Here is a 22,527-nt window from a genome sequence, read left to right on the forward strand (position 1 = left end):
TGGTTATTTAGTTGGTGTATTTGCTGTGAAAGGAAAGCTTATAACGAGAGCCTTTCTTTTCGAATAATTCGTTAGCAAATTGATCCACCGCAGTTTCTTGAAGTCCTGGCATAACATGTGAGTAGATATCCAGTGTGATTCTACTTTTTATGTCCTAGTCTTATATGCATCTTAAATCTAGAAATGAATATTAGGAACCTCACTTTTCTTTATAAGCTTTTTCGTGAGCTGTGTCAAACTTCTGAAATTGTAAGGCTACTATTTATTAGTAAGGTAAATTGTATTCATGATAGCCATTGCTATAAAGTTCTTTTCCCCATATATTTTTATGAGGTGTTGTGAGAGAAGAGATTAAGTGGCGTTAGCGGAGTTCCAGCAACAATTACACCTAAATAAAGTAATGCAGGTAAAAGAAGCAAGGCTAACAAGAAGGGAAATTGCGGCACTGTATAGAGTGAAAGAAAAACATGATATGGAGCGAGAAAGGAATGGTAAGAACATGTTAGGAAGTATTTAGCGGTAGAAGTCAGGGGGAATGTAGATGTGATAGAAAGACAGTATTATATTATTCTTTCAAAGGGGGTAACTAGGATGTTGAAATGGGTAAAGAAATTAATTTTTTAAAATGCCCACCCTGCATTGTTTGTGAGAAACAAGAAGGTGAGCTTCCATTAAACGAAATGAATGTAGTTTGTGAAAAATGTGATCAAATTACGTATGAATAAGACATAGAAAGAGATTCCTAAACCCTTTATATCTTATTCCATAAATAACAAAGCTGGTGAGCTTCTGATTCAAGAGCTATTACATGATCATTATTAATAGAGTTATTCGTATACATTTTGTTCTTTTGGATATTAAGGACCGTATAATTCACATTGTTATGTTCATTCGAAAATGTTGATTCGTTTAATAATGTTAATGTTGAGTTGATGTTATATTTATCAATTCGCTCTTTTTTTCCTTTGAAAAACAGTTTAATAAGATGTGGCTCATCATTAATGAGCAAACCAAGTTCAGGTGATGAGCGGACGATTAAATTATGTGATAACCAATGTGATTTACCTGGATCAAACCAAGAGACGTCTTTGTTTTTAATAAATTTTTTATACTGCTTTATAACATCAATGTAGTTTTGCTTTTTCTTCTGGTCAACAGTTTGTACTAATGTTTCAAAACAGTCAAAAGCTAGTTTGTTTTTATGAAATTTAATAACAGTTTCTCGTAATTGTTTCCAGTAATCAAAAACTGGGTGATATTCAGGTTGGGATTTAAGATTCTTTACGAAATTTGTTTTAGCTGCACTACTTTTCAGTGTAAAGTCTAAAAATTGTGTAAGTCCTACCTTAATTTCCGCCATGTTACACCCCCTTTCCGAACATTACTAATTCGATAGTGGAAAGGGAAATCCTGCATTTTGAAGGCGGTGAACGAGATGCTAGATGATGAAGAGTTGACGGAACAAGAACGGCTCTTTTGTTTGTATTATGTGAAATACTTTAAAGGGAAACAAGCTGTACGGAAAGTTAGGTATGTAAAGAGAAGCACGCATAGTACGAGTAGTCAATTACTTAAAAGAGAACGTATAGAATTTCAGGTCCGAGAGTTTAAAGCAGAAATAGTTGAAAATATATTTGGGGAATTGATGAATGTATTGAATGAGTAAATCAAGATTGCTTTTACTAATACGAAAAAAGGTCCTGTTGTTTCCAACAGGACCTTTCCTAAAATGGCAAAGAGTAACTCTTACCTTACTCTTCTCGTATATAATACATGAAAAAGATAGACGTGTATACAACAAGAAATTCCAATATAATTATTTGAATATAGTGTTGAGGATAATTATATTGGAATTCAACATAAGGAATTAAATTATAAACGCTGATTTATCAATTGTTTTGAATGTTTTTTTATTAATTCGTAGTAAATAAAGTGATATTGAGATAATCAAATATACAATTTTGCATATCTGATTGTGAAGCTGAATAAGGTTGTAAATAATTTAAATGATATGGAAATTGAGGGAGAGTAATACTAAATTTTTATTTACCTATTTATTGTGTGAAATAAATTCGGTTGAATAGACGCAAAAATAGAGGTTTGCCTTAGACATTTATGAAGGTCAAGAATATTTATAACAAAAGGAGTAAATGCACAGGTCCGATTTTTGTAATGATGGAGGGAATTGTTGTGGACATAACTCAAAGTATGGCACGAATAGTAGTTAATGGGAAAGATCTTCCGTTTCGTTCAGTTAGTACTTCTGTATGGAATCAAGGGCCTGTAAATGATTTAATTGTTTCAACAAACCAGAGAGTTGAGGAGTTTTTTCAATTTATGTGGTCGCAAGTACCAGTAATGCTTGCGATGTATTTTCTTCAAGGGGCAGACTTAATGAGGTTTGCTAGAATTACTGGGATTAATCAAAATGTAACGGGAGAATATATTTATCATTTCTCTTGGGGGTAAAATGAATGTAAAGTAGCGTAACAGCTGCTTTTTTATTGTGGAAAGGAATTTTAGAAGGTGATGGTATAGGAGGTTAGGAAAATAAGGTTAGAGTGTGATATAGATAATTTGTGACTGTTTTTAAACTCATAAATATAATTAGTTGCTTCTTTTAACACAAGGGAGCGATTGATAGACTAGCTTAAAAAATAAGATTGTAACTATCTTTTAAAATAATAAATGGTAATTTTTACTTTTTGGGATGAACTATTTTTATATAAAAATCATATAATATGTTGTGGGACAAGCAAACAGCTTATAAACTATTGAATACTCAATGAGATTACCTTTTGTATATCTTCGTATTTACTGATCCAGATGTTCTTTTTTATCGAACAAAACGCCCATTATGATAGGGGGTTAATAATGGGGATGACATTAGAGGAATTAGAAAAGTGTTATATTAAAGCCTTAATTGAGGGAGCAGAGTACGTAGCTGTTCAGATTGAAATAGATGGATTTCATAGTGAGGAAGTAATTATTAACGACAAATATAATATAGATTCTGAATTAAAGTATTATAAGAAAACATACAATGAAAATTTAGAACATAGATGGACCCCAGGGATTCGTATTATAGGTTTTGCATATGGCTATTCGTTCTCAGAAATTCTACATGAATTAGGGTTGCTAGTGAAGTAATGATAAAACAAATCGCAATTATTGTACGTGATGCCGTGATTTTAATGGCGTCTTTTTTTGTTGTGAAGGAAAGGTAAAAATAAAAAGAGGGCTTAAGCCCTCTTTTTATAAATGCCTAACTTTTATGCACAGATTGGAATTCCTAATGCTATTAAAGTCAATGCTACTTGAAGAGAAAGTTCTAATCTAGCAATTTCGATTCCAGCAACTGATACCACTAAAAGAGGTTGTCCATTAACGAACAAAACACAACTTTCCATATTTACACCTCCCTTCTACTAATCTACTACAATATATGAATTAAATTTAAATAACGTTATAGTTAAATTAATGAATTTTATAAAATTGATAAATTAATCTATCATATAAAACGAATTTTTATTGGTCTAACAACTGCTTCTTTATCACCTTATATAAAGGGTATGAATATATTAGTAGTATATAAAAGCATAGGAGTGATAGATATGTTTTTTGCAAAGCTACGTGGTAGAAATGAAGTTCCACCAGTAGAAACAGACGCTCGAGGGGAGGCTTTCTTTAAATTAAGCCAGGACGAGCTTAGCCTAAAATTTAAGTTGGATTTATTTGATATAGAGGATGTAGTAGTTGCCCATCTGCATATTGGAGCAAAAGGAACTAATGGTCCTGTTGTAGCTTTTTTATTTGGACCTATAACAAATCCGGTTTCAATAGAGTGTGCAACGCTTACGGGAATAATTACTCAAGAAGATTTGGTTGGGCCGTTAGCGGGTCAAACATTAGCTACTCTTGTAAATGAAATCATATCTGGAAACATTTATATTAATGTTCATACAGTACAACATCCTAATGGTGAAATTCGTGGACAATTGAATTATTGCTAAGAAATTATAGTAGTGAAAAATAAAGCATCCGTTTAGGGTGCTTTTATTTTGTGGAGGATGTATAGATAGATAATTTACCTTTAATAATCTTAAAAATTCATTTGTATAGTTTTGAAGGTAATCGAATGGAATTAGAAATAGTGAATTTTTTACCTTTTTAGTTTGTAAAATAATTATCGAAAACTTGTAAATGAAATGCCCCTACGAAAATTAAATTAGTATTAGGAGATAAACTTTGTAAATGAAATATGAAAGTGTAAGAGAGAATAGAAATTTTTAAACCTAATCAAAGCTAATAGACTAACTTTCAGCACCCACTGAAATAAAGAATCATAACATAATTTGTAATAACTTATATGAAAGTGAGCTGACAAAAATGTTTTATTCGTATTTTTATTCTCAAGCGGGTATGCGACCAGCATATGGTACATCAATAACGTTTAGCGGAGCACAAAGTACAGTTCAAGCTGTTCAACAAGCGTTACAAATGCAACAACAAATGCAAATGCAACAACAAGGTATCCAGCCGTATTATTCATCTATGGAGTATTTTTATCCAGTGCATCAAATCACACCGTATGGAAGTTCTTTTCTTACGATTCCATATGGAACTGTCTTCAATCTATAAGCTGAAAATTTTATGAATAGGAGCAGGTATCCCAAACCGATTATTAACCTAACCATTACCAATTGGATATATACGGGAAACCCAGCTCCCACCTACCTTTATCACAGATGCCGAATTTTGAGGTATCCGCAAATAGCGGAAATAATTGAGGGGGGTGAGTGTATATGTAAGCGTCAAATAGTTCCATCTTCAATTTGTAAATAGCTGATGAGATAATCTTTGTACATACTCTACAAGTTGTTTTTTGGTAAGAAAATATCGTCGATCGAAGAAAGAATGAGAATTATCTTATCATGACAAATGATGGATAGTGGCACTATATGAAAAGATACATGAACATTTACTAACGCGAACCAGGACGAGAGGTAGCAACGAAATCCTATCTGTGGTTATATCGTACAGGAAGATTGTCCTATGACTATCAATTTACAAGAGCAGGAGAACATCCGGACCGTTTTTCCCCATTTTGAAGTATATTTATAGCCATAACATCTTATGTTTTGTTTATAATTGTAAATAGTTATTGAAATGTATAAATATTTTTTATGAATAAAAAGGAAAAATAATGCAACTTTTTAATTTGTTTATTCGTGTTATATATGAAAGGAGGAGGGGGATGGAGATTGAAGAAATATATAAAGTTTATATAAACGGTGTGTACCGGTATTTATTTTCCCTTTCTCGTAGCCATCATGTAGCGGAGGACTTGATGCAGGAGACTTTTTATCGGGCGTTTCTTTATCTAGAAGACTATGAAAACCAAAAGGTGAAATCATGGCTTTTTAAAGTGGCATATCATACCTTTATTGATTTTGTTAGGAAAGAGAAAAAAGTAGCTTTTGTAGGAACGGAGGAATTAGAAACAATTCAAGCAGGTGAATCTACAGAAGAGTATATAGTCGCAAAAAATAGTTATGAAAAATTAATTCAGATTATTCATACTTTATCAGTGGTAGAGGCGCAAGCTATTTTATTATGTGACGTACATCAATTAACGTACGAAGAGGGTGCTTCTGTATTAGATTTAAAGTTAAACACGTATAAAAGTCACATATTTCGCGGGAGAAAGAGATTAAAAGAATTGTTAAAGGAGGAAAAGAGTCAAAATGACAAATGATAAACCTCATTCTGAACAAGATGATTATAAAGAATTGTTACAAGAAGCTCTTCATCAAAGGCCAGATGCACTTTCTAATGGAAAACAGGAGCAAGTGATGAAAATAGGGAAAAAAAGAGCGCGTATTACGAATGTTTTAATTGTATTTACTTTTTTATTACTTATTCAACCTATATTATATATCTACTCTCGCATACTATGTATTTGCACCTACAAACGCAATGGAGATACGGAATGTAGTAAATCAAACATTAAGTGTAACAGAACCAAATGTATTTTTGAAAGATAGGGACATGGAGCAAACATTGTTACCGCTTAGTTTACAATTGCATTTTGATTTGTATAAAAGGGTAGGGAAGAAAGATATTCGAATAGGGGAAGAGAAAACAGATTATATATTTAGTAGAGCAACGAAAGTTAGCCGTAAATATACAACAGATGAAAAAATTCCGGAAGTCCCATATATAGATAACGAGGTATTGTCTCATCCTAATAATTATAATTCATCCTATAATAGTAGTGAAGAAGCGCAAGTATTAAAGGGTCTTCCGCAAGAATCTGTTGTAGAAGCATTTATATCTTTTAGAGAATTGTTGAGTGTACAAGAGGTAACGAATATGTTTCCCACTATTGATATCGTCTGGTATGCCGTTAATACAGGGTTAGAGGAGAAGCAAACGAATGACGAGGGTATGTATGTTGCTCCGATTGGTTTTCCAGCAGATATGATTTCAAGACCAAGTGGTGCTTTTGTGAGTGATTCACCTCATGAGGAACAATTTATTGATGTGTTAAAGTCATTACAAAAGCATGAAGATTTAGCGATGAAGCTATCTAGAGCGAAAACATTAGAGTTGTCAAAGCGTATTTCTTTCCTTGAAAAAATGGGGTAAAAACATACGGGGCAGTTGTAACTGGACCTAAAGGGGAAGTTGAAAAATTGATGAGCCATGAAAAAGTTAGAAACTTGAAAGTAGGTGAAGCGAGATTATGGAATTGGCATTCTTAAAAAAAAGAAAGAGTCATAGTTATAAAAAAGAAACATGGATGGGGACTATTTCATTAATTATTGCCTTTCTAGCGTTATTGTATTTGAACATTACATTGCTTAGTCAAGAAACATTTATAGGCGAAGGTTTTCGGGAAATAGTTGGCGTTGGATTGTTATGTTCAGTCGTAGGTATGATCACAAAAAGAAAAAGTCGAAAATATGCATTGTGGGCATGTAGTTTATTTGTTTTTATGCTACTGTTTTCTATATTTGGATTTATGTTAGGTTGGATGATAAGCTTTGGACCATAAAAATGTGTGAAAGGACGAATGTAAGTTCGTTCTTTTTTATGCATAAAAAGTAAAACAGAAAGGAAAGGGATTTATCAAATTTGAATAGAGATTACTATACTACTAGGTTGTTGTGTTATTGAAATGTCTTCCGCTTACGTGTATATAAATAGGCGACAAGTATAGGGGGGAAACAATAGTTCGTCCAAACATTGTGAATCTCTTTTACATAATATGGAGTAATAAGCATGAAAGGGGAACGAGTATGTCTTGCTATTACTACTGTAAGTATTGTAAAGAATATAAAAAGAAACAGCATAACGGTTGTAAGAACGATAGTAAGTGTAATGATAACAAGGATAGTCTTGTTAGGGCATCAGCATTTAGAGCTAGAAATACGGTGAATCAACCTGTTCCTGCTAATACTTTTGTAAAAGTATTGTTCCAAAATGAACAATTTGATTTAGCAAATGAGTATAATCCAGCAACGTCTATTTTTATTCCGAAGACTAAAGGAGTATACTCTGTTATTGGAACGATTGGTTTTTTTCCAAACGATCCTAGCTTAAATTATAGAGCTCGTGTAGAAATTCGTGTGAATGGAAACGCGGCAATAGCTATAGATAATGACTTTTTTGGTCCAATCGGTTTTGGAAATGTAGTAAGTGTTTCGACGATTATTCAATTGCATGCAGGAGATCAAGTTGAGGTTTATGCACAAAGTAGCATAGATGGAGTTTTAAGTACTTCGGAAGACGGCTCACATTTTGAAGCTGCAAGATTCCCTTCTCCAATTAAATAACGAAGAGAATAAAATATTTTTCAGTAGGTCTAGTTAATCCCCTGTACCGAATGGTGGGGGATTATTATTGTTTATTTAAAATATACAAGTGAATCGATTAAATATAGTTTGTTTCATGAAAATTTCACATGCTAAAGATGTAATGATGAAAGGTAAATTTTAAAAATTATTTTTTACAGTTTTGATGTTGAAAGGGCTATCTTATTTTAAGTATTAGATCTTCTGCAGGTAATAAAAAGAGTAAGTAACTAGGTTGTAAAAGTTCTTTGGCGTTACATTTGCTAGTTGCCTAATGGTATAAAAAGACATCTTAATTTATGTCCGTATAATTAAAGGCTTTTTCATTACTATATAGAAATTACATATTTAACATCGGTTTGTGCAGGTATTACTATTGTATGGAAAGGAATAACATGAAGGCAAGTACACTATATAAAAATAAAATAAATCCTAAGATGAGTAGTATGGGATACAACTTGAACATATTTGACCTCCTTGAGTATATAAAGAATTTTAATACATCTTTGGTGAATTTAGAAGGAAAATATATTAGATAAATGGTGCTCGAATGGATACACGAATTTAATAGAGTAGTGAATGTCTAATAAATAAAGAAGTATTATGGGGGACACCTTGACTAGATTATTTATAAAGGGCAGGTCGATTTACCCGACGTGAAATATAAAAGTGATCAGATTTATATGTACAGAATAAGGGATAAATAAAAAAAGAGCATACATAAAAAGTACGCTCTAAAGAAAGATAGGTTTTATGAGTGGATAATCTCCATACGATAATATATGTTCGGTCGATGTAAATGTGTGAAAAATCAATAAATTATCAATGAAATATCATGAAATGAGTAATCTTAGTCTATTAATAAGGTTTTGTAGTTAACCAAATTGTAAGGATTTTGTATAGAATGGATTAACAACTCGATAATGATCGTACTTCAGTTTCATATTTCGTATAGTTTGGATATTGTGTAATAGTTTGACATTTAGGTGTGGAAAGTTGATTAATTATAGAAACATTTGTAATTACTTCGTTACAAGGACCGAAAAATGTAACTTTTAATTTTGAATTTGGTGGGACTTTGAAAACAATAGGTTTTTTCTCCATGAAATCAGCTCCTATGATGCAGAATTGTATACTGCGTTTTTTCGTTCATATTATAAAGACGTACTAATATAATATGAAATTTTAGTTGAGTTGATAATGATATGGAGTTCTATGGCATGGTGAAAATGTGGAAAATACAGTAAAAACTGAGAATGTTCTATACAATGTATAATCAATATAATAGGTAAAATTAAAAAATAAGTAATTTATCTAATACGCTTTTTTTCTTGCTACATATTATAGTAGTAAGAATTGTATTAGGAGGTAATGAAAGATTGCAAGAAAATGTACAAGCTCAACCTCAGCTTTCACCACCATGGATCACATATTTCAATGAGTTAAAAAATTCAATTGGTGCTGATCCAACAGTTACAGTTGGTCCGCTAATTCCAGTTGGAGGGAATTATATTATTTTAGTGCACGCGTTAAGTGATGAAAAAGCGAGAGCGTTAGCAACGCTCCTAAAATCTTTTGTAGAATTTGGGAATGTAAGTGTAACAGTTATTGTAACTAATAATGAAAATGACATTGTAAATCCACTGCCATGTCCACTAGATGCATTTGAAATTGCCCATTTATTTCAAGTGGCGCTAGAAAATAATCCTTATTTCGAACAAGTTGTTGTACAGCCTCAACTCCCTGGTGGGGCAAATGTTGTCTTTCCTGTTTTTGCTGCACAAGTAATTCAATTTTTTAATGATGATATTTCAAATTTATGTCAAACATTTACTGGTGTTGCTGCAGATGTATTTCATGATGTAATGAACGATGATGTTTGTGGTATCCCAATATTATTCTCCACAAGCTGTGTTCCGAGCAGTGAAAGTGCACAATTACAAAATACAGATTTAACACCAAAACTGTTTTATTAAATTGTGAGAAGACATTTTCATTAATAGAAAATGTCTTTTTCGTATGCATTAACGTTATTTTGTAGAGTTATTGCGGACGATAAACGAGGCTTCCACTGATAAAATTGTTACTGAATCTTATATAGAGTGTAAAGATAGTATTTTTGAATTGAAATATAAAAGAAATGAGAGATAAATTGTTTTCGTTAATATAGAATAATCACAAAAAATACAGTAAATTAACTTTCATACATATGTTTCATAGTATAAAGAAGATTAATTACAAAAAACGAAGATTAGTAATAGAGAAAATGGTTCTAATATTAGCGCAAAAGATAGATTGATTAACTAATGTTATCTACTGATACATAGTTTTTTTACATGAAATGAATTACATGTAGAAAACACATTGTTTACACAAGGTTATTGTATAGTTATTCTTATATAATAATAAAAGTGAGGTATTTTGAATTGAAAAAGAAAAAGTTATTTTTAGGAACAATTATTTCATGTGTAGTACTGGCATTATCTGCATGTGGTTCCTCAGACAACGTAGTAACATCAAAAGTAGGAAATGTTACAGAGAAAGAGTTAAGTAAAGAATTAAGACAAAAATATGGGGAAAGTACTTTATACCAAATGGTGTTAAGTAAGGCGTTGCTAGATAAATATAAAGTTTCAGATGAGGAAGCGAAAAAACAAGTTGAAGAAGCAAAAGATAAAATGGGCGACAATTTCAAATCGACTCTAGAGCAACTTGGATTGAAAAATGAAGATGAATTAAAAGAAAAAATGAAGCCAGAAATTGCATTTGAGAAAGCGATTAAAGCGACTGTTACAGAAAAAGATGTAAAAGATAACTATAAACCAGAAATGAAGGTAAGTCACATTTTAGTAAAAGATGAAAAGACTGCTAAAGAAGTGAAAGAGAAAGTAAATAACGGAGAAGATTTTGCGGCTTTAGCGAAGCAATACTCAGAGGATACTGGTTCAAAAGAACAGGGCGGGGAAATCGCTGGTTTTGCTCCAGGGCAAACGGTAAAAGAATTTGAGGAAGCTGCATATAAATTAGATGCAGGACAAGTAAGTGAACCAGTAAAAACAACTTACGGTTACCATATTATTAAAGTGACAGATAAAAAAGAATTAAAGCCATTTGATGAAGTAAAAGATTCAATTCGTAAAGATATAGAACAGCAAAGACTACAAGACACGACAGGTAAATGGAAACAACAAGTAGTCAATGAATTATTGAAAGATGCTGATATTAAGGTGAATGATAAAGAGTTTAAAAATACATTTGAATTTCTAGAAAAGAAATAATGACTGTAATTAGAAAAGGGAACCTTTAAAGGTTCCCTTTTCTAGTTAGTGTGTGAGTTATAAATAGATAGTAAGACAATACAATATTACATATAAATATTAAGAATTACAATGGAAATTTATGTAATTATTTTGAAGTAGATTAATCATCACTTCATAGAATGTTGATATTATAATGTTTTGTTTCATCTCATTAAATATAAAACGAATTAATTAATTTTAGCCCATTATTTGTAGGCAGTAAGATTTGCGTAGGCTGATTATTAGTCAGGAATGAACAAAGCTTGAGTGGATTAAAGTTTCACTTTATAGAAGTGGATAAACATAATTTGCAGAATGAAACATACAATAAGATTGAAATATATTGACGTTAAATGAAGTGAAAAGCAGAGCATTCTATTAAGATGGATGTTCTTTTTCGTATGAAATTTTAAGGTAAAGAATGAATTATTGGATAGATAAATAAATGATGTAGGGGGAGAAAATGTGAAAGTAATTTTTCAAAGAGAAGACGGAGGGAAAATTTTTGAATCGTATGATGAAGATATAAATAACCTATTAGCTATTTTAAAAGAAACGAAAGGAATTAAGATTGGGATGGTTGGCTATGAAGTAGTAAAATACGAATTAGAGTATTTTCGAAACCCTAAAAAAGCAGTAACAGAGAGGGAATTACATATAATAGTGCAACCAAAATATAGTTAATAATTTTACGCAGTATGTACGAAAAGAGAGCGTTTAAATTGCTCTCTTTTCATAGGAATTCATAAGAAACGAATTGAGGTCCATTATAAATCCCTTAAATTTTGTGAGTTTGTTCTTTATAATATATGCTTTCAGTTTTAGATGGTTAATAAACTCGAAAAAAATAAAACTTTTTAGTGTAGGAAGGGATTTTATAGTTGAGTAGATACATGTTCATATAAAGTATTTTTTATACGAATATTGGAGGAGTAAAAATGAGTTTAGCAAGTTATATAGGCTGAAATGTAGAAATTCCATTAACGGATCCAGATTTTAATGATGTAATTGTTTTTGGCCCATGTTTTTCAGATGAAAGTATGCTTGAAATTGAAACAATGTGGGGCATTGAACTTGATGAGTGGCAAACTGAAAGGGAGAAGAAAGAAGCTAAAAAAGCTATTAGCTTTATGCGCGATTATGGAAAGGTATTTAAATAATGGGGACTATTTTGAATTATTCAGTGGTTGGGTTGGTAATGAAGATAAGGAACGATTGGGAGAATTAAAATTAAAAATAAATCATTTTAATATAGATGAGATTCGTATTCCAGAAAGAACACTTGTCAGGATAGAAAAATAAATATAGAAATATAGGTGATTAGAAAAAACGACTTCTCTTTAAGTGAAGTCGTTTTTTAGTTGATACGTGAACTTCCTATTAAATGGGAAAAAGGCTCATTTGATGAAGAAAAAATAAATTCCTTCTCAAAAGAACGTAGGTTCGTGTATAATTAGAACGAATGTTCTTGTATGTGTAGGTAGTATACGATTTAGAAATAAAGTGAAAATGTAATTAGTGGGTGTTCATCATCCACTAATTACATTTTCACCAATCGGCTGTTTACGGGGAGTTGATTTTCGACTTACTTTCCTTGTATGTTGTGAATTTTGAGGTGGGAGATTTCCTATCTGTTCGTGCGGGAGCAATATGAGCCGAGCAATGATTAAAGAATAATCGAAGCGCAATATGTTTGAAATAGAATGGATAAATAATCGAGGAGATAGAGAAATGAATGATGTAAAGATGCAAAGAGCAAAAAGAGAATGGGTTCCATTTACAGTAATGTCGGAACAGTTATTAAGTATGCGAAAGGTTATTGGGGAGAAATTTAAAGTACAAAAACCATTTTTAACAAAAGAAGCAAAAGAGGGAATTTCTGATAAATTATTAATGTCATTATTGTCTGAGAAAGAAATATTGGTGACATATTTTGAAGATGGATACATACTTACAAGCTACATGACAGTTGTACATATAAATCCGCTAAAGCGCATTGTAATGTGTACTGACGCGTTTTATAAAACTTACGTATTTAATACCACGGATATTATTGAAATAGCGTAAAGTAAGCTATGTTAGATGTGAAACAGAAAAAATGAAACGGAAAAGCAGCTAGCTTCATACTAGCTGCTAAGCCCCAGGGAAAGGGAGAAAAAGATAGGGTACTCCAAAAATCAACAATAGCTGTATAACAGCCTGATTATAGTATGGACAAATTAAAAATTCTTAAACAGAACGATGAAAAAATAGGGTTAAGCTGTACCGACTTGGTTTTGATCCGCAAGGTCAGAATCAAACGTATTAGTCGCACTCACACCATTAAAAGTATTAACAACAAAACCAACGTTGGAAGCACCAGATCCATTATAAGCCTTCGTGTTTTCTTTTGGAGAAACGTTATAGAAATCACCTAAATTAAATGAACCGTTACTATTTTGTACAACTAAATTCCCTACAACTGAGGGCATAGTTCTCACCCACTTTACAATCATTTGTTAACACTACTATATGGTCTTATAGTCCAAAGGGTTCATCTAACGAAAATTGCGGAATAATAAAACGTTTGAAGTGTAGCTTAATCCTATAATAAAAGTGTGTTAAACTGAATGTAAGGTTACGTAATTAAAAATGGAAATTGTATAATTGTCATATATGAAAACAAAGGAGGCAAAATGTAATGAATAAAGTTATAAAAAAAGTAGATTTAACAGATGCAAAGTCAAGTAATCTTGTTGCACTTATTTATAGCAATGAAGTTATATTGGTGGAAGAAGCATTTTGTCCAAAGGAAATAAAATTAAAGTTTAATGAAATTGCAATTTTATCGGCTATTAAAACAGCGCATATAATGAAAGTATCCATTAGAAAAGAGCTTGACGCGTTTTTTCATGACACGGGTGTTTTATTGGTGAAGCATAGTGCTGAGTATGGAAACAGTCAATCTATCACTATGCATTTTGAACAATTTAAAAAGTTACAACATGAGGTTGAGTATTTAAGTAAAAGTATGTAATAAGGCAAGATGAAGATTCTTTCATAGAGGTGAACAGTTCTATGTTGAAAAAATGGTTTGAAAAATTTTTAGACGAATCTCACTGTAAACATAAATATAGTTTTATTAAGATGCAGGATAATAAAGATTTCAAAAGTGGTAAGCTAGGTGTAGCTTATGTGTATAGGTGTGAGAAGTGCGGGAAAGAGAAGTTGAAATTTAAAAGCAATAACGAAATAAATAATGATTTTTTTGATATATAGGAAAGAGTAACTGTTATGGGTTACTCTTTTTTGTATTTTTAACACATTATAGAATGCACAAAATTACATATAGAAAATAAATATGAGTTAAAGGATGCCATTTATGTATTTCGAAAGCACTAGAAAATTTCTAAATAGGTGATAAAAATGAATCCAAACGGTTTAAAAGTGACAGGAGCATGGTTTCAAGTAGGAGGGAATCTTACAGCGGCAATTGGGACGACAAGAGGATTTATAGGGGAAGAGAAAGTTGAATCGGAGATTGTAATTGTAGGAAGTTCATTACAAGCCCTCGGGTATATATTGCAAATTATAGGGAGTAATGAAACCGAAGATAAAGTTGAAAAAGAAAATCAAAATATGTGTTTGGAAAAAAAGTGAAATGCTCGATAAAATGGGCATTGAGTTATTAGCGTTAGGGAATATATCAAATGTAATAGGAACATATTTTAATATAAATGAACAATTGAAAGAAAATGATTATCTTATAATTGTAGGGAATAGCTTACAATCAATTGGAGCTTTTTTAGGAGTAGAAGCGGCTTTACTTCAGATGAAAATGTTGCAGAAAATTATAGTGATAGGAAATTCTCTGCAAAGTTTAGGCGCTGGACTTCAAGCGTATCAAGGTATTGTTAATGTAATGCAGAATAGAATACAAAATGAAGACAGTAAGGTTGATAAGAAAGATGAGAGAATAATAGCACTTATTGGTGTTTGGATACAAGCGATAGGAACTGCTATTTCGGCAATTGGATTAACTATAATAGAGAAAGAAAAAAGATTAGAAAAAATAATCATATGAAATTGTTCATGGAAAGATGGTATGTAAAATTTCAATTTTACATAAGTAGAAAAGTTGAAGTGGTAGGTTTTTTTGCATTGAAATAGAATATATAATGGTAGAACAGTTATTAGTGGGTAATAAAAATATCGGAAATGTAAAAGTTACTGGTTTTTATAGTGTATGGAGAGAGAAAAATACAAAACAAGGAGTTTTCAAGAGATGATGTATTTGTTGGCAATTCTTCTTCCACCTGTAGCCGTATTATTTTGCGGAAAACCATTTCAAGCAGTAATTAATTTCATATTAACATTAATATTTTGGGTTCCAGGTGTTATTCATGCGATATTAGTTGTACATGATAAAAAAGCAGATCGGCGTTTAAAAAAACAAATTCAAGCATATGATGAAATAAATAAAAAGAACAGAAGATAGCTGAGTTGTGAAATGATTTAAAAAAGAAAGGGGGACTACCTCCTTTCTTTTTTCATTCTAGTTAAGTTTAAATTTTAGTGTAGCGGTAAGAATTTTTAATATAAGTATTGTGATAATTCGTTTTGGAGTGTGCGTTTAATAAACCGGTGTAAATGTTTTCAGGAACGTTAAAGAAATCATACAGTCCATGCTTTAATTGAATGCGTAAAATCATAGAAAAAGGATTATAGCCAACAGCAACTATAGTTTTGGAAATCACGGGAGATAGTTCCATTATTACGCAACTCCTCACTTTTCATTTTTAATAAATTCTTATAGATGTTGAGGTTGTGGTGTTGAAGTCTTTATAATTAAAGAGGTATTATACTTATATGCAATATATTAAATGTTCGTTATACGTAATTATAAGGAAGTTCACACGAAGTACATATCGTTGTGCTATTTTTATTTCACCTTTGATTTATAAATAAGAAAATATTGACCATTTGAAAAAAAGGTATATTATTTATACGAGGTATTAAAATTTCACTTTTTACATTCTATGCTTAAAGGGGCAGCATTATTAGAAAAATAGAAGTGAAAATACTTAGTATAAGAAGTATTCTAAAATTTATAATCTGTGAATTAGGAAAATATTGAATGCTCCAGGTCAATATACTTTCTTAATTAAATTCATTTTAGAAAGTGACCTCAATATTTTTTAGTAAATCAACGGGAGAATTGAAAGGCAGGAGAAAGTAACATGTCAGAAAATTATCGTTCTCGAGAGGAGCGACGACAAGTTAAAAAGAAAAAACAGCCAGCTTCTAAAACACAAAAACCAAAAGGTAAAACATCATTCTTTCGCAAGTTTTTAATTACTTGTTTATTACTTGGTATTGTTGGTTTAGTGGCGGGGGTTGCTACCTTCTTCGTAATGATTAAGGACGCACCGAAACTTGAGAAAGCAAAACTTGTTAATCCGTTATCCTCAAAAATTTATGATAAAAATGGCGAGTTGGTATATGAATATGGGAAAGAGAAACGGACGAATGTTACGTATGATCAAATTCCTAAATTAGTAGAAAATGCATTTTTAGCAACAGAAGATGCACGATTTTACGAGCATAGCGGAGTAGACTTTAAAGGTACTGCACGTGCTGTTTTGGTGAGTCTTAAAGGAGATTACGGTTCACAAGGTGGAAGTACGATCACGCAGCAAGTTATTAAAAACTACTTCTTATCGATGGAAAAAACATCAAAACGTAAGGTTCAGGAAATTTATTTAGCGTATAAGCTAGAACAACAGTATTCAAAACATGAGATTTTAGAAATGTATTTAAATAAAATTAATTTAGGTAATCGTTCATATGGTATCGCAACAGCAGCACAGAACTACTACGGTAAAGAATTAAAAGAGTTAACCTTACCAGAAGTTGCGATGCTTGCAGGTTTACCAAAAGCACCGAATAACTATGATCCAACGAAGACAGAAAATATTCAAAGAGCAACAGAAAGAAGAAATGTTGTCCTAAAATTGATGAATCGACATGGTTATATTACGAAGGCAGAAATGGAAGAAGCTTCGAAAGTTGAAGTGACAAAGGGACTTAAGACAGCAACGGAACTTCAAACAATGCCGCATACTGCATTTATGGATGCCGTAGTGAAAGAAGTAGAAAAAGAAATACCAGATGTTAATATTGGATCTGATGGCTTAGAAATTTATACAACATTAGACCCGAAAGCACAGGAATTTGCTGATAAGATTTTAAATGAAAATATTATTAATTATCCAAATGATAAATTCCAAGGTGCTTTCACATTTATGGATACGAAAACAGGTGAGATTCGTGCTATAGGTAGTGGGCGCGGTGAAAATAAAGCCGTATTTAAAGGGCATAATATGGCCATTGAATTAGATCGTGCAGCTGGTTCAACTATGAAGCCAATCTTTGATTACGGTCCTGCAATTGAATACTTAAAATGGGCTACGTATCATCAAATTGATGATTCTCCATTTAAATATTCAACTGGACAAGAACTTCGAAATGCAGACAGAAGTCATTTAGGTCCAATTACTATGCGTGAGGCGTTAAAAATGTCACGTAACGTTCCAGCAGTTAAAACTGCAAAAGAAGTAGGACTTAATAAATCAAAGGAATTCTCTGAGAAATTAGGTATTACATTTAAAAAAGCGCCAACAGAATCTACAGCTATTGGTACAAACGAAGTATCACCAACTGAAATAGCGGGTGCTTATGCGACATTTGGTAATGGTGGAAAGTATGCAAAACCGCATTTTGTTAAGAAAGTAGTTTATCCAGACGGTAAGTCACAAAGTTTCGGGCAAAAACCAAAACAAGTTATAGCTGACTCTACAGCATATATGATTACTGATATGCTTCGTTCAGTAGTGACATCAGGTACTGGTACAGCAGCAAATATAAGTTCTTTAGATGTAGCTGGAAAAACAGGTACAACAAACTATGATTCAAAACAATTAGCAAAATTTAATATTCCGGAAAGTGCAACTCGTGATAGTTGGTTTGCAGGTTATACGCCGCAATATACGATGGCAGTATGGACTGGGTATATGAAAGATGGTAAAGACGAGTATATTAGTAGTAAAAATACGAAAATTGCACAGTTGATCTTTAAAGCAATGATGAGCCAGATGGCTACAGATAAATCAAGATTTAAAATGCCAAGTAGTGTAATTCAAGAAGGTAGTGAGCTGCGTATAAAAGGTGAAAAACGTGATTCTTCTCCAAATACGAGCGTACCGGATACAACGGAAAAACCAAAACAAGATCAACAGCAAAAAACTGAAGAAGAGAAAAAGCAAGAAGAATTAAAGAAACAGGAAGAACTGAAAAAACAAGAAGAACAAAAGCAACAAGAGGAACTTAAGAAGCAAGAAGAACAAAAGAAACTAGAAGAGCAAAAGAAACAAGAAGAAGAAAAGAAACAAAATGAACAAAATAATGGAGGAGGCCAAGGGAATACGACACCTCCAGCAAATAATGGGGGAGACCAAGGGAATACGACACCTCCAGCAAATAACGGTGGAGGCCAAGGGAATACGACACCTCCAGCAAATAACGGAGGAGGCCAAGGAAATACGACACCTCCAGCAAATAACGGTGGAGGTCAAGGAAATACGACACCTCCAGCAAATAATGGAGGAGGCCAAGGAAATACAACTCCACCAGCGACCACACAACCAGAAACTGGCGGTAATGCAGGAGAGGCCCCTGCTAATAATGGACAATAAGAAAATTTTATAAAAAATATTAAAAAGCACTTAAGATTTGTAAAATTACAATCTTAAGTGCTTTTTTCTTTTAAATGCAGTAGCTATGAGACAATGTATTTTAAATATTAAAAGTACCATAGAAGTTTTGAAAATAAATTGAAGGAAAATGATAAAAAATTTGAGATTGAGGTAACGGAGGATAAGCGTGGCTTTGAAAGGGGGTACTACTTGGATGTGCGCCATGATGCCAAAATGAGGGAGTAATTTGACCGGGAATTTGATAGTGTTGCCAAGTTGCGGGAAGTTCAATACCGACATCAGAACTAGCTGTATGAACAGCGGGAACGTGTATTTCGGGGGTCGAAGGAACTACGGCAGTTACTCTTGATGATACCCACATAAAAATATTCACTCCTAAGTTGCGATAATAAAGTAGTATATTCTTTTCACACATATAAAGGTACAAATAAATGGGACTTTAGGCTAAAACATACGTATAAAGTTGTAAGACCAATTTAAATTGATTTTGGACCATTTATTATAAAAAGATACGTCTATTTACGGAGGGAAAAGGAACGAAGAAACTGTAAAATGGAGGTGTTAATTGCAATAACTTACGTGTTTATGGAGGAATATGAATGGAACGATTATGGACGAAATCATTTATTCAAATGACTTTCGCAATGTTATTTTTATTTACAGGATTTTATTTACTAGTTCCAACGCTCCCACTCTTTATTAAAGAGATAGGTGGTAATGAATCACAAGTAGGACTTATGATGGGAATGTTTACAATAGCGGCAGTTGTAATACGACCGATTATTGGAGGAATGTTGGATCAATATGGTAGAAGATCCTTTATTATTTTCGGGCTCATCTTTTTTGGGTTAACGATGTATTCTTATAATTTAGCGTCGACTATTGTCCTTTTAGCTGTTTTGAGGGTTATTCATGGAGTAACATGGGCTGTTTCTACAACAGCTGTTGGAACAGCGATAACTGATATTATTCCAGATTCACGCCGTGGTGAAGGGATGGGTTGGTACGGAATGGCTATGACGATTGCAATGGCCATCGGGCCAATGATTGGATTAGCGGTTGTACAAAATTATTCATTTCACGGCCTATTCTTGTTAGCAACTCTTTTATCCTTTATGGCAGTCTTATTATCGTTAATGACGAAAATGCCATTCACACCACAAAAAGAAAAAGGGAAAATACAACTGTTTGAAAAATCCGTTCTATCCATTACGATAGTTGTATTTTTTTTATCATTTGCATATGGAGGCATTACGACGTTTTTACCGCTATTTGCATCGTCAATTGATGTGAATCCTGGGACATTCTTTCTTGTATATGCAATTGCTTTAACAATCGTAAGACCAATTTCAGGAAAACTATTAGATAAGTATGGAGAAGTATTTATCATACTTCCGGCACTATGCATTACTATTATTGCAATAGTTGTATTAACGATTTCAAATAATTTAATAGGTGTAGTTATCGCAGCTACATTATATGGTGTTGGATTCGGTTCAGCACAGCCAGCTTTGCAAGCGGCAATGCTTACAATTGTCGATCCGAGTAAAAGAGGAGTTGCGAACGCTTCATTTTTTACAGCGTTTGATTTAGGAATTGGATTAGGTGCTATTTTACTTGGGGTTGTTTCACAAATGTTTGGTTATCGTATTTTATTTTCAGGGAGTGCAATTTCAGCATTAACAGCCTTAATTATTTTCGTCTTCTTTGTAAAACAACGATTAGGAAAAAAAGAGTTTGCATAAACTGGGGGGAATAAAGATGAAAATTTCAATTGATCGTAAAGCTCTACAATGGTTCCAGGAAGAATTACGTATAAAGCACGGTGAATCTGTACGTTTTACTGTAAGGTACGGAGGGAACAGTTCAATTCAGCCGGGATATTCTTTAGGCATTGTTGCAGAGAAACCAGATGGGGAAATCGTGTCAGTTGAGAAGGAAGGTATTATATTTTTTGTAGATTCTGATGATCTTTGGTATTTTCAAAACTATGATTTATTTGTAAGTTATCATGAGGAAATGGAAGAAATTCAATTTAATTATGTAAAATAATAACTTTATTAAAAATAAATAAATTTTATATGGGAATTATATTTAGGGAATAGTGAAATAAATATAATGCGAAAAGCGAGTTGTATATGAATACAGCTCGTTTTTTTATTTAGTAAAAGAAATTGTAAAGTAGGTATATATTTAACGGGATTATATGAATCAACTTTATATTTTGTTTTAAAGATGAAGAAAGAGAAGTCTGTCCTTTCTTTGTAAAATATGAAAATTATTGTTGAAAAACTGTATTGTTACATCGGTAAAAGTATAGGAAACTTATCATTATAAAATAAATTGAAATCTTCTAAAAACTCTGATACATTGAAATAGAAATGTAGTTTCGCAATATTGTAAAGGCTTACAGTTATGTGCACGAAGATCTATTAGGATTGGAGGAAATAATGATGAAAGCTGAAGAAAAATTTTCCCCGGGATTAGATGGTATAGTGGCAGCGGAGACGAAGATTTCGTTTCTTGACACAGTGAAAGGTGAAATTGTAATTCAAGGGTATGATTTAATCGAACTCTCAAAAACAAAAGAGTATTTAGACATTGTGCACCTTTTATTGGAAGAACATCTACCGAATGAAGATGAAAAAGCAACACTTGAAAAGAAATTAAAAGAAGAATACGCAGTACCAGAAGGTGTATTTAACGTACTGAAGGCGTTACCGAAAGAAACACACCCGATGGATGGATTGCGTACAGGTGTGTCCGCATTAGCTGGTTACGATAATGATATTGAAAATCGCTCGTTAGAAGTAAACAAAAGCCGCGGGTACAAATTATTGAGTAAAGTACCAAACATTGTAGCGAATAGCTATCATATTTTAAATAATGAAGAGCCAATCGAACCACTTAAGGAATTATCATATAGCGCGAATTTCTTCTATATGTTAACAGGTAAAAAACCAACTGAACTTGAGGAGAAGATCTTTGATCGTTCCCTTGTTTTATATAGTGAACATGAAATGCCAAACTCTACATTTACAGCGCGCGTTATTGCGTCTACGCAATCCGACTTATATGGTGCTTTAACAGGTGCGGTTGCATCTTTAAAAGGTAGCTTACATGGCGGTGCGAACGAAGCGGTTATGTACATGCTTTTAGAAGCTGGTAATGTTGAAAAGTTTGAAGAGTTATTACAGAAGAAACTATATAACAAAGAAAAAATTATGGGCTTTGGACATCGTGTATACATGAAGAAGATGGATCCAAGAGCATTGATGATGAAGGAAGCTTTAAAGCAGTTATGTGATGTAAAAGGTGATTATACACTATATGAAATGTGTGAAGCGGGAGAAAAGATTATGGAGAAGGAAAAAGGAATTTATCCAAACCTTGATTATTACGCAGCTCCAGTATATTGGATGCTTGGTATTCCAATTCAACTGTACACACCAATTTTCTTTAGCTCTAGAACAGTAGGACTTTGTGCACACGTTATTGAGCAACACGCGAACAATCGTTTGTTCCGTCCACGTGTAAATTATATTGGCGAGCGACATGTGCTTAGTAAATAAGAACAACTGGGGAGTTGTTAGCACCGCCCGCCAGATGGGTGTT

29 protein-coding genes and 3 pseudogenes are annotated in these 22,527 nt (G+C 32.6%); 25 read left to right on the forward strand and 7 right to left on the reverse strand.

Annotation, left to right across the window (positions count from 1 at the left end):
- Nucleotides 1–7: 7 nt before the first annotated feature.
- Nucleotides 8–246 (reverse strand): annotated as a pseudogene (locus EGX95_RS31035) (hypothetical protein); the annotation flags it as partial.
- A gap of 109 nt (nt 247–355) precedes the next feature.
- On the opposite strand from EGX95_RS31035, the gene EGX95_RS30330 reads away from it, so the two are divergent.
- Entirely contained in the window at nt 356–517 is a 162-nt protein-coding gene (locus EGX95_RS30330) for a hypothetical protein (protein WP_002027636.1), read from the forward strand.
- 82 nt (nt 518–599) lie between these two features.
- Complete coding sequence (locus EGX95_RS30915; RefSeq protein ID WP_001992252.1) at nt 600–725, forward strand: hypothetical protein; 126 nt, start codon at nt 600–602, stop codon at nt 723–725.
- A gap of 26 nt (nt 726–751) precedes the next feature.
- On the opposite strand, the gene EGX95_RS10040 is transcribed toward EGX95_RS30915, so the two are convergent.
- Complete coding sequence (locus tag EGX95_RS10040) at nt 752–1,360, reverse strand: hypothetical protein (RefSeq protein ID WP_000807973.1); 609 nt, start codon at nt 1,358–1,360, stop codon at nt 752–754.
- 75 nt (nt 1,361–1,435) lie between these two features.
- Here EGX95_RS10040 and EGX95_RS10045 point away from each other — a divergent pair, with 75 nt between their 5' ends.
- From EGX95_RS10045 to EGX95_RS10060, 3 genes are all read left to right on the forward strand, one after another.
- The gene (locus EGX95_RS10045; RefSeq protein ID WP_000883186.1) at nt 1,436–1,666 is read left to right on the forward strand and encodes a terminase small subunit; all 231 of its coding nucleotides are present in this window, start codon (nt 1,436–1,438) and stop codon (nt 1,664–1,666) included.
- A gap of 449 nt (nt 1,667–2,115) precedes the next feature.
- The gene (locus tag EGX95_RS10055) at nt 2,116–2,469 is read left to right on the forward strand and encodes a hypothetical protein (protein ID WP_000865322.1); all 354 of its coding nucleotides are present in this window, start codon (nt 2,116–2,118) and stop codon (nt 2,467–2,469) included.
- Between the two features lie 405 nt (nt 2,470–2,874).
- Complete coding sequence (locus EGX95_RS10060; RefSeq protein WP_000525900.1) at nt 2,875–3,150, forward strand: hypothetical protein; 276 nt, start codon at nt 2,875–2,877, stop codon at nt 3,148–3,150.
- Between the two features lie 122 nt (nt 3,151–3,272).
- Here EGX95_RS10060 and EGX95_RS10065 read toward each other — a convergent pair whose 3' ends face one another.
- The gene (locus EGX95_RS10065; RefSeq protein WP_000443219.1) at nt 3,273–3,410 is read right to left on the reverse strand and encodes a DUF3956 family protein; all 138 of its coding nucleotides are present in this window, start codon (nt 3,408–3,410) and stop codon (nt 3,273–3,275) included.
- A 204-nt stretch (nt 3,411–3,614) separates the two neighbouring features.
- On the opposite strand from EGX95_RS10065, the gene EGX95_RS10070 reads away from it, so the two are divergent.
- The 6 genes and pseudogenes from EGX95_RS10070 to EGX95_RS10100 all read left to right on the forward strand — a co-directional run bounded on the left by EGX95_RS10070 (nt 3,615) and on the right by EGX95_RS10100 (nt 7,841).
- Nucleotides 3,615–4,013: a CHRD domain-containing protein gene (locus tag EGX95_RS10070; RefSeq protein ID WP_000464534.1), complete on the forward strand. Its 399-nt coding sequence runs from the start codon at nt 3,615–3,617 to the stop codon at nt 4,011–4,013.
- Nucleotides 4,014–4,389: 376 nt separating this feature from the next.
- The gene (locus EGX95_RS10075) at nt 4,390–4,641 is read left to right on the forward strand and encodes a DUF3947 family protein (protein WP_000500111.1); all 252 of its coding nucleotides are present in this window, start codon (nt 4,390–4,392) and stop codon (nt 4,639–4,641) included.
- A gap of 616 nt (nt 4,642–5,257) precedes the next feature.
- Nucleotides 5,258–5,758 (forward strand): sigma-70 family RNA polymerase sigma factor, encoded by a 501-nt coding sequence (locus EGX95_RS10080; RefSeq protein ID WP_000401932.1) that lies wholly within the window; start codon nt 5,258–5,260, stop codon nt 5,756–5,758.
- A pseudogene (locus tag EGX95_RS10085) lies at nt 5,748–6,767 on the forward strand (anti-sigma factor). The gene EGX95_RS10080 and the pseudogene EGX95_RS10085 overlap by 11 nt, the downstream one beginning before the upstream one ends.
- Nucleotides 6,749–7,060 (forward strand): hypothetical protein, encoded by a 312-nt coding sequence (locus EGX95_RS10090; protein WP_000417681.1) that lies wholly within the window; start codon nt 6,749–6,751, stop codon nt 7,058–7,060. The pseudogene EGX95_RS10085 and the gene EGX95_RS10090 overlap by 19 nt, the downstream one beginning before the upstream one ends.
- A gap of 244 nt (nt 7,061–7,304) precedes the next feature.
- The gene (locus EGX95_RS10100) at nt 7,305–7,841 is read left to right on the forward strand and encodes a C1q-like domain-containing protein (RefSeq protein ID WP_001278096.1); all 537 of its coding nucleotides are present in this window, start codon (nt 7,305–7,307) and stop codon (nt 7,839–7,841) included.
- A gap of 927 nt (nt 7,842–8,768) precedes the next feature.
- Here the strand turns inward: EGX95_RS10100 and EGX95_RS10105 are convergent.
- The gene (locus tag EGX95_RS10105; protein ID WP_000412568.1) at nt 8,769–8,963 is read right to left on the reverse strand and encodes a hypothetical protein; all 195 of its coding nucleotides are present in this window, start codon (nt 8,961–8,963) and stop codon (nt 8,769–8,771) included.
- 275 nt (nt 8,964–9,238) lie between these two features.
- Here EGX95_RS10105 and EGX95_RS10110 point away from each other — a divergent pair, with 275 nt between their 5' ends.
- The 6 genes from EGX95_RS10110 (at nt 9,239) to EGX95_RS10125 (ending at nt 13,225) form a co-directional block, all read left to right on the forward strand.
- Entirely contained in the window at nt 9,239–9,835 is a 597-nt protein-coding gene (locus tag EGX95_RS10110; RefSeq protein ID WP_001157704.1) for a hypothetical protein, read from the forward strand.
- Between the two features lie 450 nt (nt 9,836–10,285).
- Nucleotides 10,286–11,137 carry a peptidylprolyl isomerase PrsA gene (locus EGX95_RS10115; RefSeq protein WP_000727486.1) on the forward strand — a complete coding sequence of 284 codons (852 nt, stop codon included), beginning with the start codon at nt 10,286–10,288 and terminating at the stop codon, nt 11,135–11,137.
- A 486-nt stretch (nt 11,138–11,623) separates the two neighbouring features.
- Nucleotides 11,624–11,842, forward strand: coding sequence for a hypothetical protein (locus EGX95_RS10120; RefSeq protein ID WP_000864287.1), 219 nt, complete (start codon nt 11,624–11,626; stop codon nt 11,840–11,842).
- Nucleotides 11,843–12,132: 290 nt separating this feature from the next.
- Entirely contained in the window at nt 12,133–12,318 is a 186-nt protein-coding gene (locus EGX95_RS31040; protein WP_307851375.1) for a hypothetical protein, read from the forward strand.
- Nucleotides 12,299–12,460, forward strand: coding sequence for a hypothetical protein (locus EGX95_RS30340; protein ID WP_012580671.1), 162 nt, complete (start codon nt 12,299–12,301; stop codon nt 12,458–12,460). The genes EGX95_RS31040 and EGX95_RS30340 overlap by 20 nt, the downstream gene beginning before the upstream one ends.
- 429 nt (nt 12,461–12,889) lie before the next feature.
- Complete coding sequence (locus EGX95_RS10125) at nt 12,890–13,225, forward strand: YolD-like family protein (RefSeq protein WP_001000620.1); 336 nt, start codon at nt 12,890–12,892, stop codon at nt 13,223–13,225.
- Nucleotides 13,226–13,413: 188 nt separating this feature from the next.
- On the opposite strand, the gene gerPF is transcribed toward EGX95_RS10125, so the two are convergent.
- Nucleotides 13,414–13,629, reverse strand: coding sequence for a spore germination protein GerPF (gene gerPF, locus EGX95_RS10130; protein WP_001141565.1), 216 nt, complete (start codon nt 13,627–13,629; stop codon nt 13,414–13,416).
- 209 nt (nt 13,630–13,838) lie between these two features.
- On the opposite strand from gerPF, the gene EGX95_RS10135 reads away from it, so the two are divergent.
- From EGX95_RS10135 to EGX95_RS10150, 4 genes and pseudogenes are all read left to right on the forward strand, one after another.
- On the forward strand, nt 13,839–14,174 hold the full coding sequence (locus tag EGX95_RS10135; RefSeq protein ID WP_001045106.1) for a hypothetical protein: 336 nt from the start codon (nt 13,839–13,841) through the stop codon (nt 14,172–14,174).
- A 41-nt stretch (nt 14,175–14,215) separates the two neighbouring features.
- Complete coding sequence (locus EGX95_RS10140) at nt 14,216–14,416, forward strand: hypothetical protein (RefSeq protein WP_063246689.1); 201 nt, start codon at nt 14,216–14,218, stop codon at nt 14,414–14,416.
- 147 nt (nt 14,417–14,563) lie between these two features.
- Nucleotides 14,564–15,221: pseudogene (locus tag EGX95_RS10145) on the forward strand (DUF6944 family repetitive protein).
- Between the two features lie 201 nt (nt 15,222–15,422).
- Nucleotides 15,423–15,635, forward strand: a complete 213-nt coding sequence (locus EGX95_RS10150; protein WP_000990231.1) for a YqaE/Pmp3 family membrane protein — start codon at nt 15,423–15,425, stop codon at nt 15,633–15,635.
- Between the two features lie 67 nt (nt 15,636–15,702).
- Here the strand turns inward: EGX95_RS10150 and EGX95_RS10155 are convergent, their stop codons facing one another.
- Nucleotides 15,703–15,909 (reverse strand): KTSC domain-containing protein, encoded by a 207-nt coding sequence (locus tag EGX95_RS10155; RefSeq protein ID WP_000423629.1) that lies wholly within the window; start codon nt 15,907–15,909, stop codon nt 15,703–15,705.
- Nucleotides 15,910–16,377: 468 nt separating this feature from the next.
- Between EGX95_RS10155 and EGX95_RS10160 the strand changes: the two genes are divergently transcribed.
- Entirely contained in the window at nt 16,378–18,891 is a 2,514-nt protein-coding gene (locus EGX95_RS10160; RefSeq protein WP_001293971.1) for a PBP1A family penicillin-binding protein, read from the forward strand.
- A gap of 100 nt (nt 18,892–18,991) precedes the next feature.
- Here EGX95_RS10160 and EGX95_RS10165 read toward each other — a convergent pair whose 3' ends face one another.
- On the reverse strand, nt 18,992–19,273 hold the full coding sequence (locus EGX95_RS10165; RefSeq protein WP_000270177.1) for a hypothetical protein: 282 nt from the start codon (nt 19,271–19,273) through the stop codon (nt 18,992–18,994).
- Between the two features lie 238 nt (nt 19,274–19,511).
- Between EGX95_RS10165 and EGX95_RS10170 the strand changes: the two genes are divergently transcribed.
- The 3 genes from EGX95_RS10170 (at nt 19,512) to mmgD (ending at nt 22,484) form a co-directional block, all read left to right on the forward strand.
- Entirely contained in the window at nt 19,512–20,657 is a 1,146-nt protein-coding gene (locus EGX95_RS10170; RefSeq protein ID WP_000440668.1) for an MFS transporter, read from the forward strand.
- 16 nt (nt 20,658–20,673) lie between these two features.
- A complete protein-coding gene (locus EGX95_RS10175; RefSeq protein ID WP_000703229.1) occupies nt 20,674–20,964 on the forward strand; it encodes a HesB/YadR/YfhF family protein in 291 nt (96 codons plus the stop codon).
- Between the two features lie 398 nt (nt 20,965–21,362).
- A complete protein-coding gene (gene mmgD / locus EGX95_RS10180) occupies nt 21,363–22,484 on the forward strand; it encodes a citrate synthase (protein ID WP_001987369.1) in 1,122 nt (373 codons plus the stop codon).
- The last annotated feature ends 43 nt before the right edge of the window (nt 22,485–22,527 follow it).

It is taken from the genome of Bacillus sp. FDAARGOS_527 (genome assembly GCF_003812125.1).
Classification (GTDB): Bacteria; Bacillota; Bacilli; order Bacillales; family Bacillaceae_G; genus Bacillus_A; species Bacillus_A paranthracis.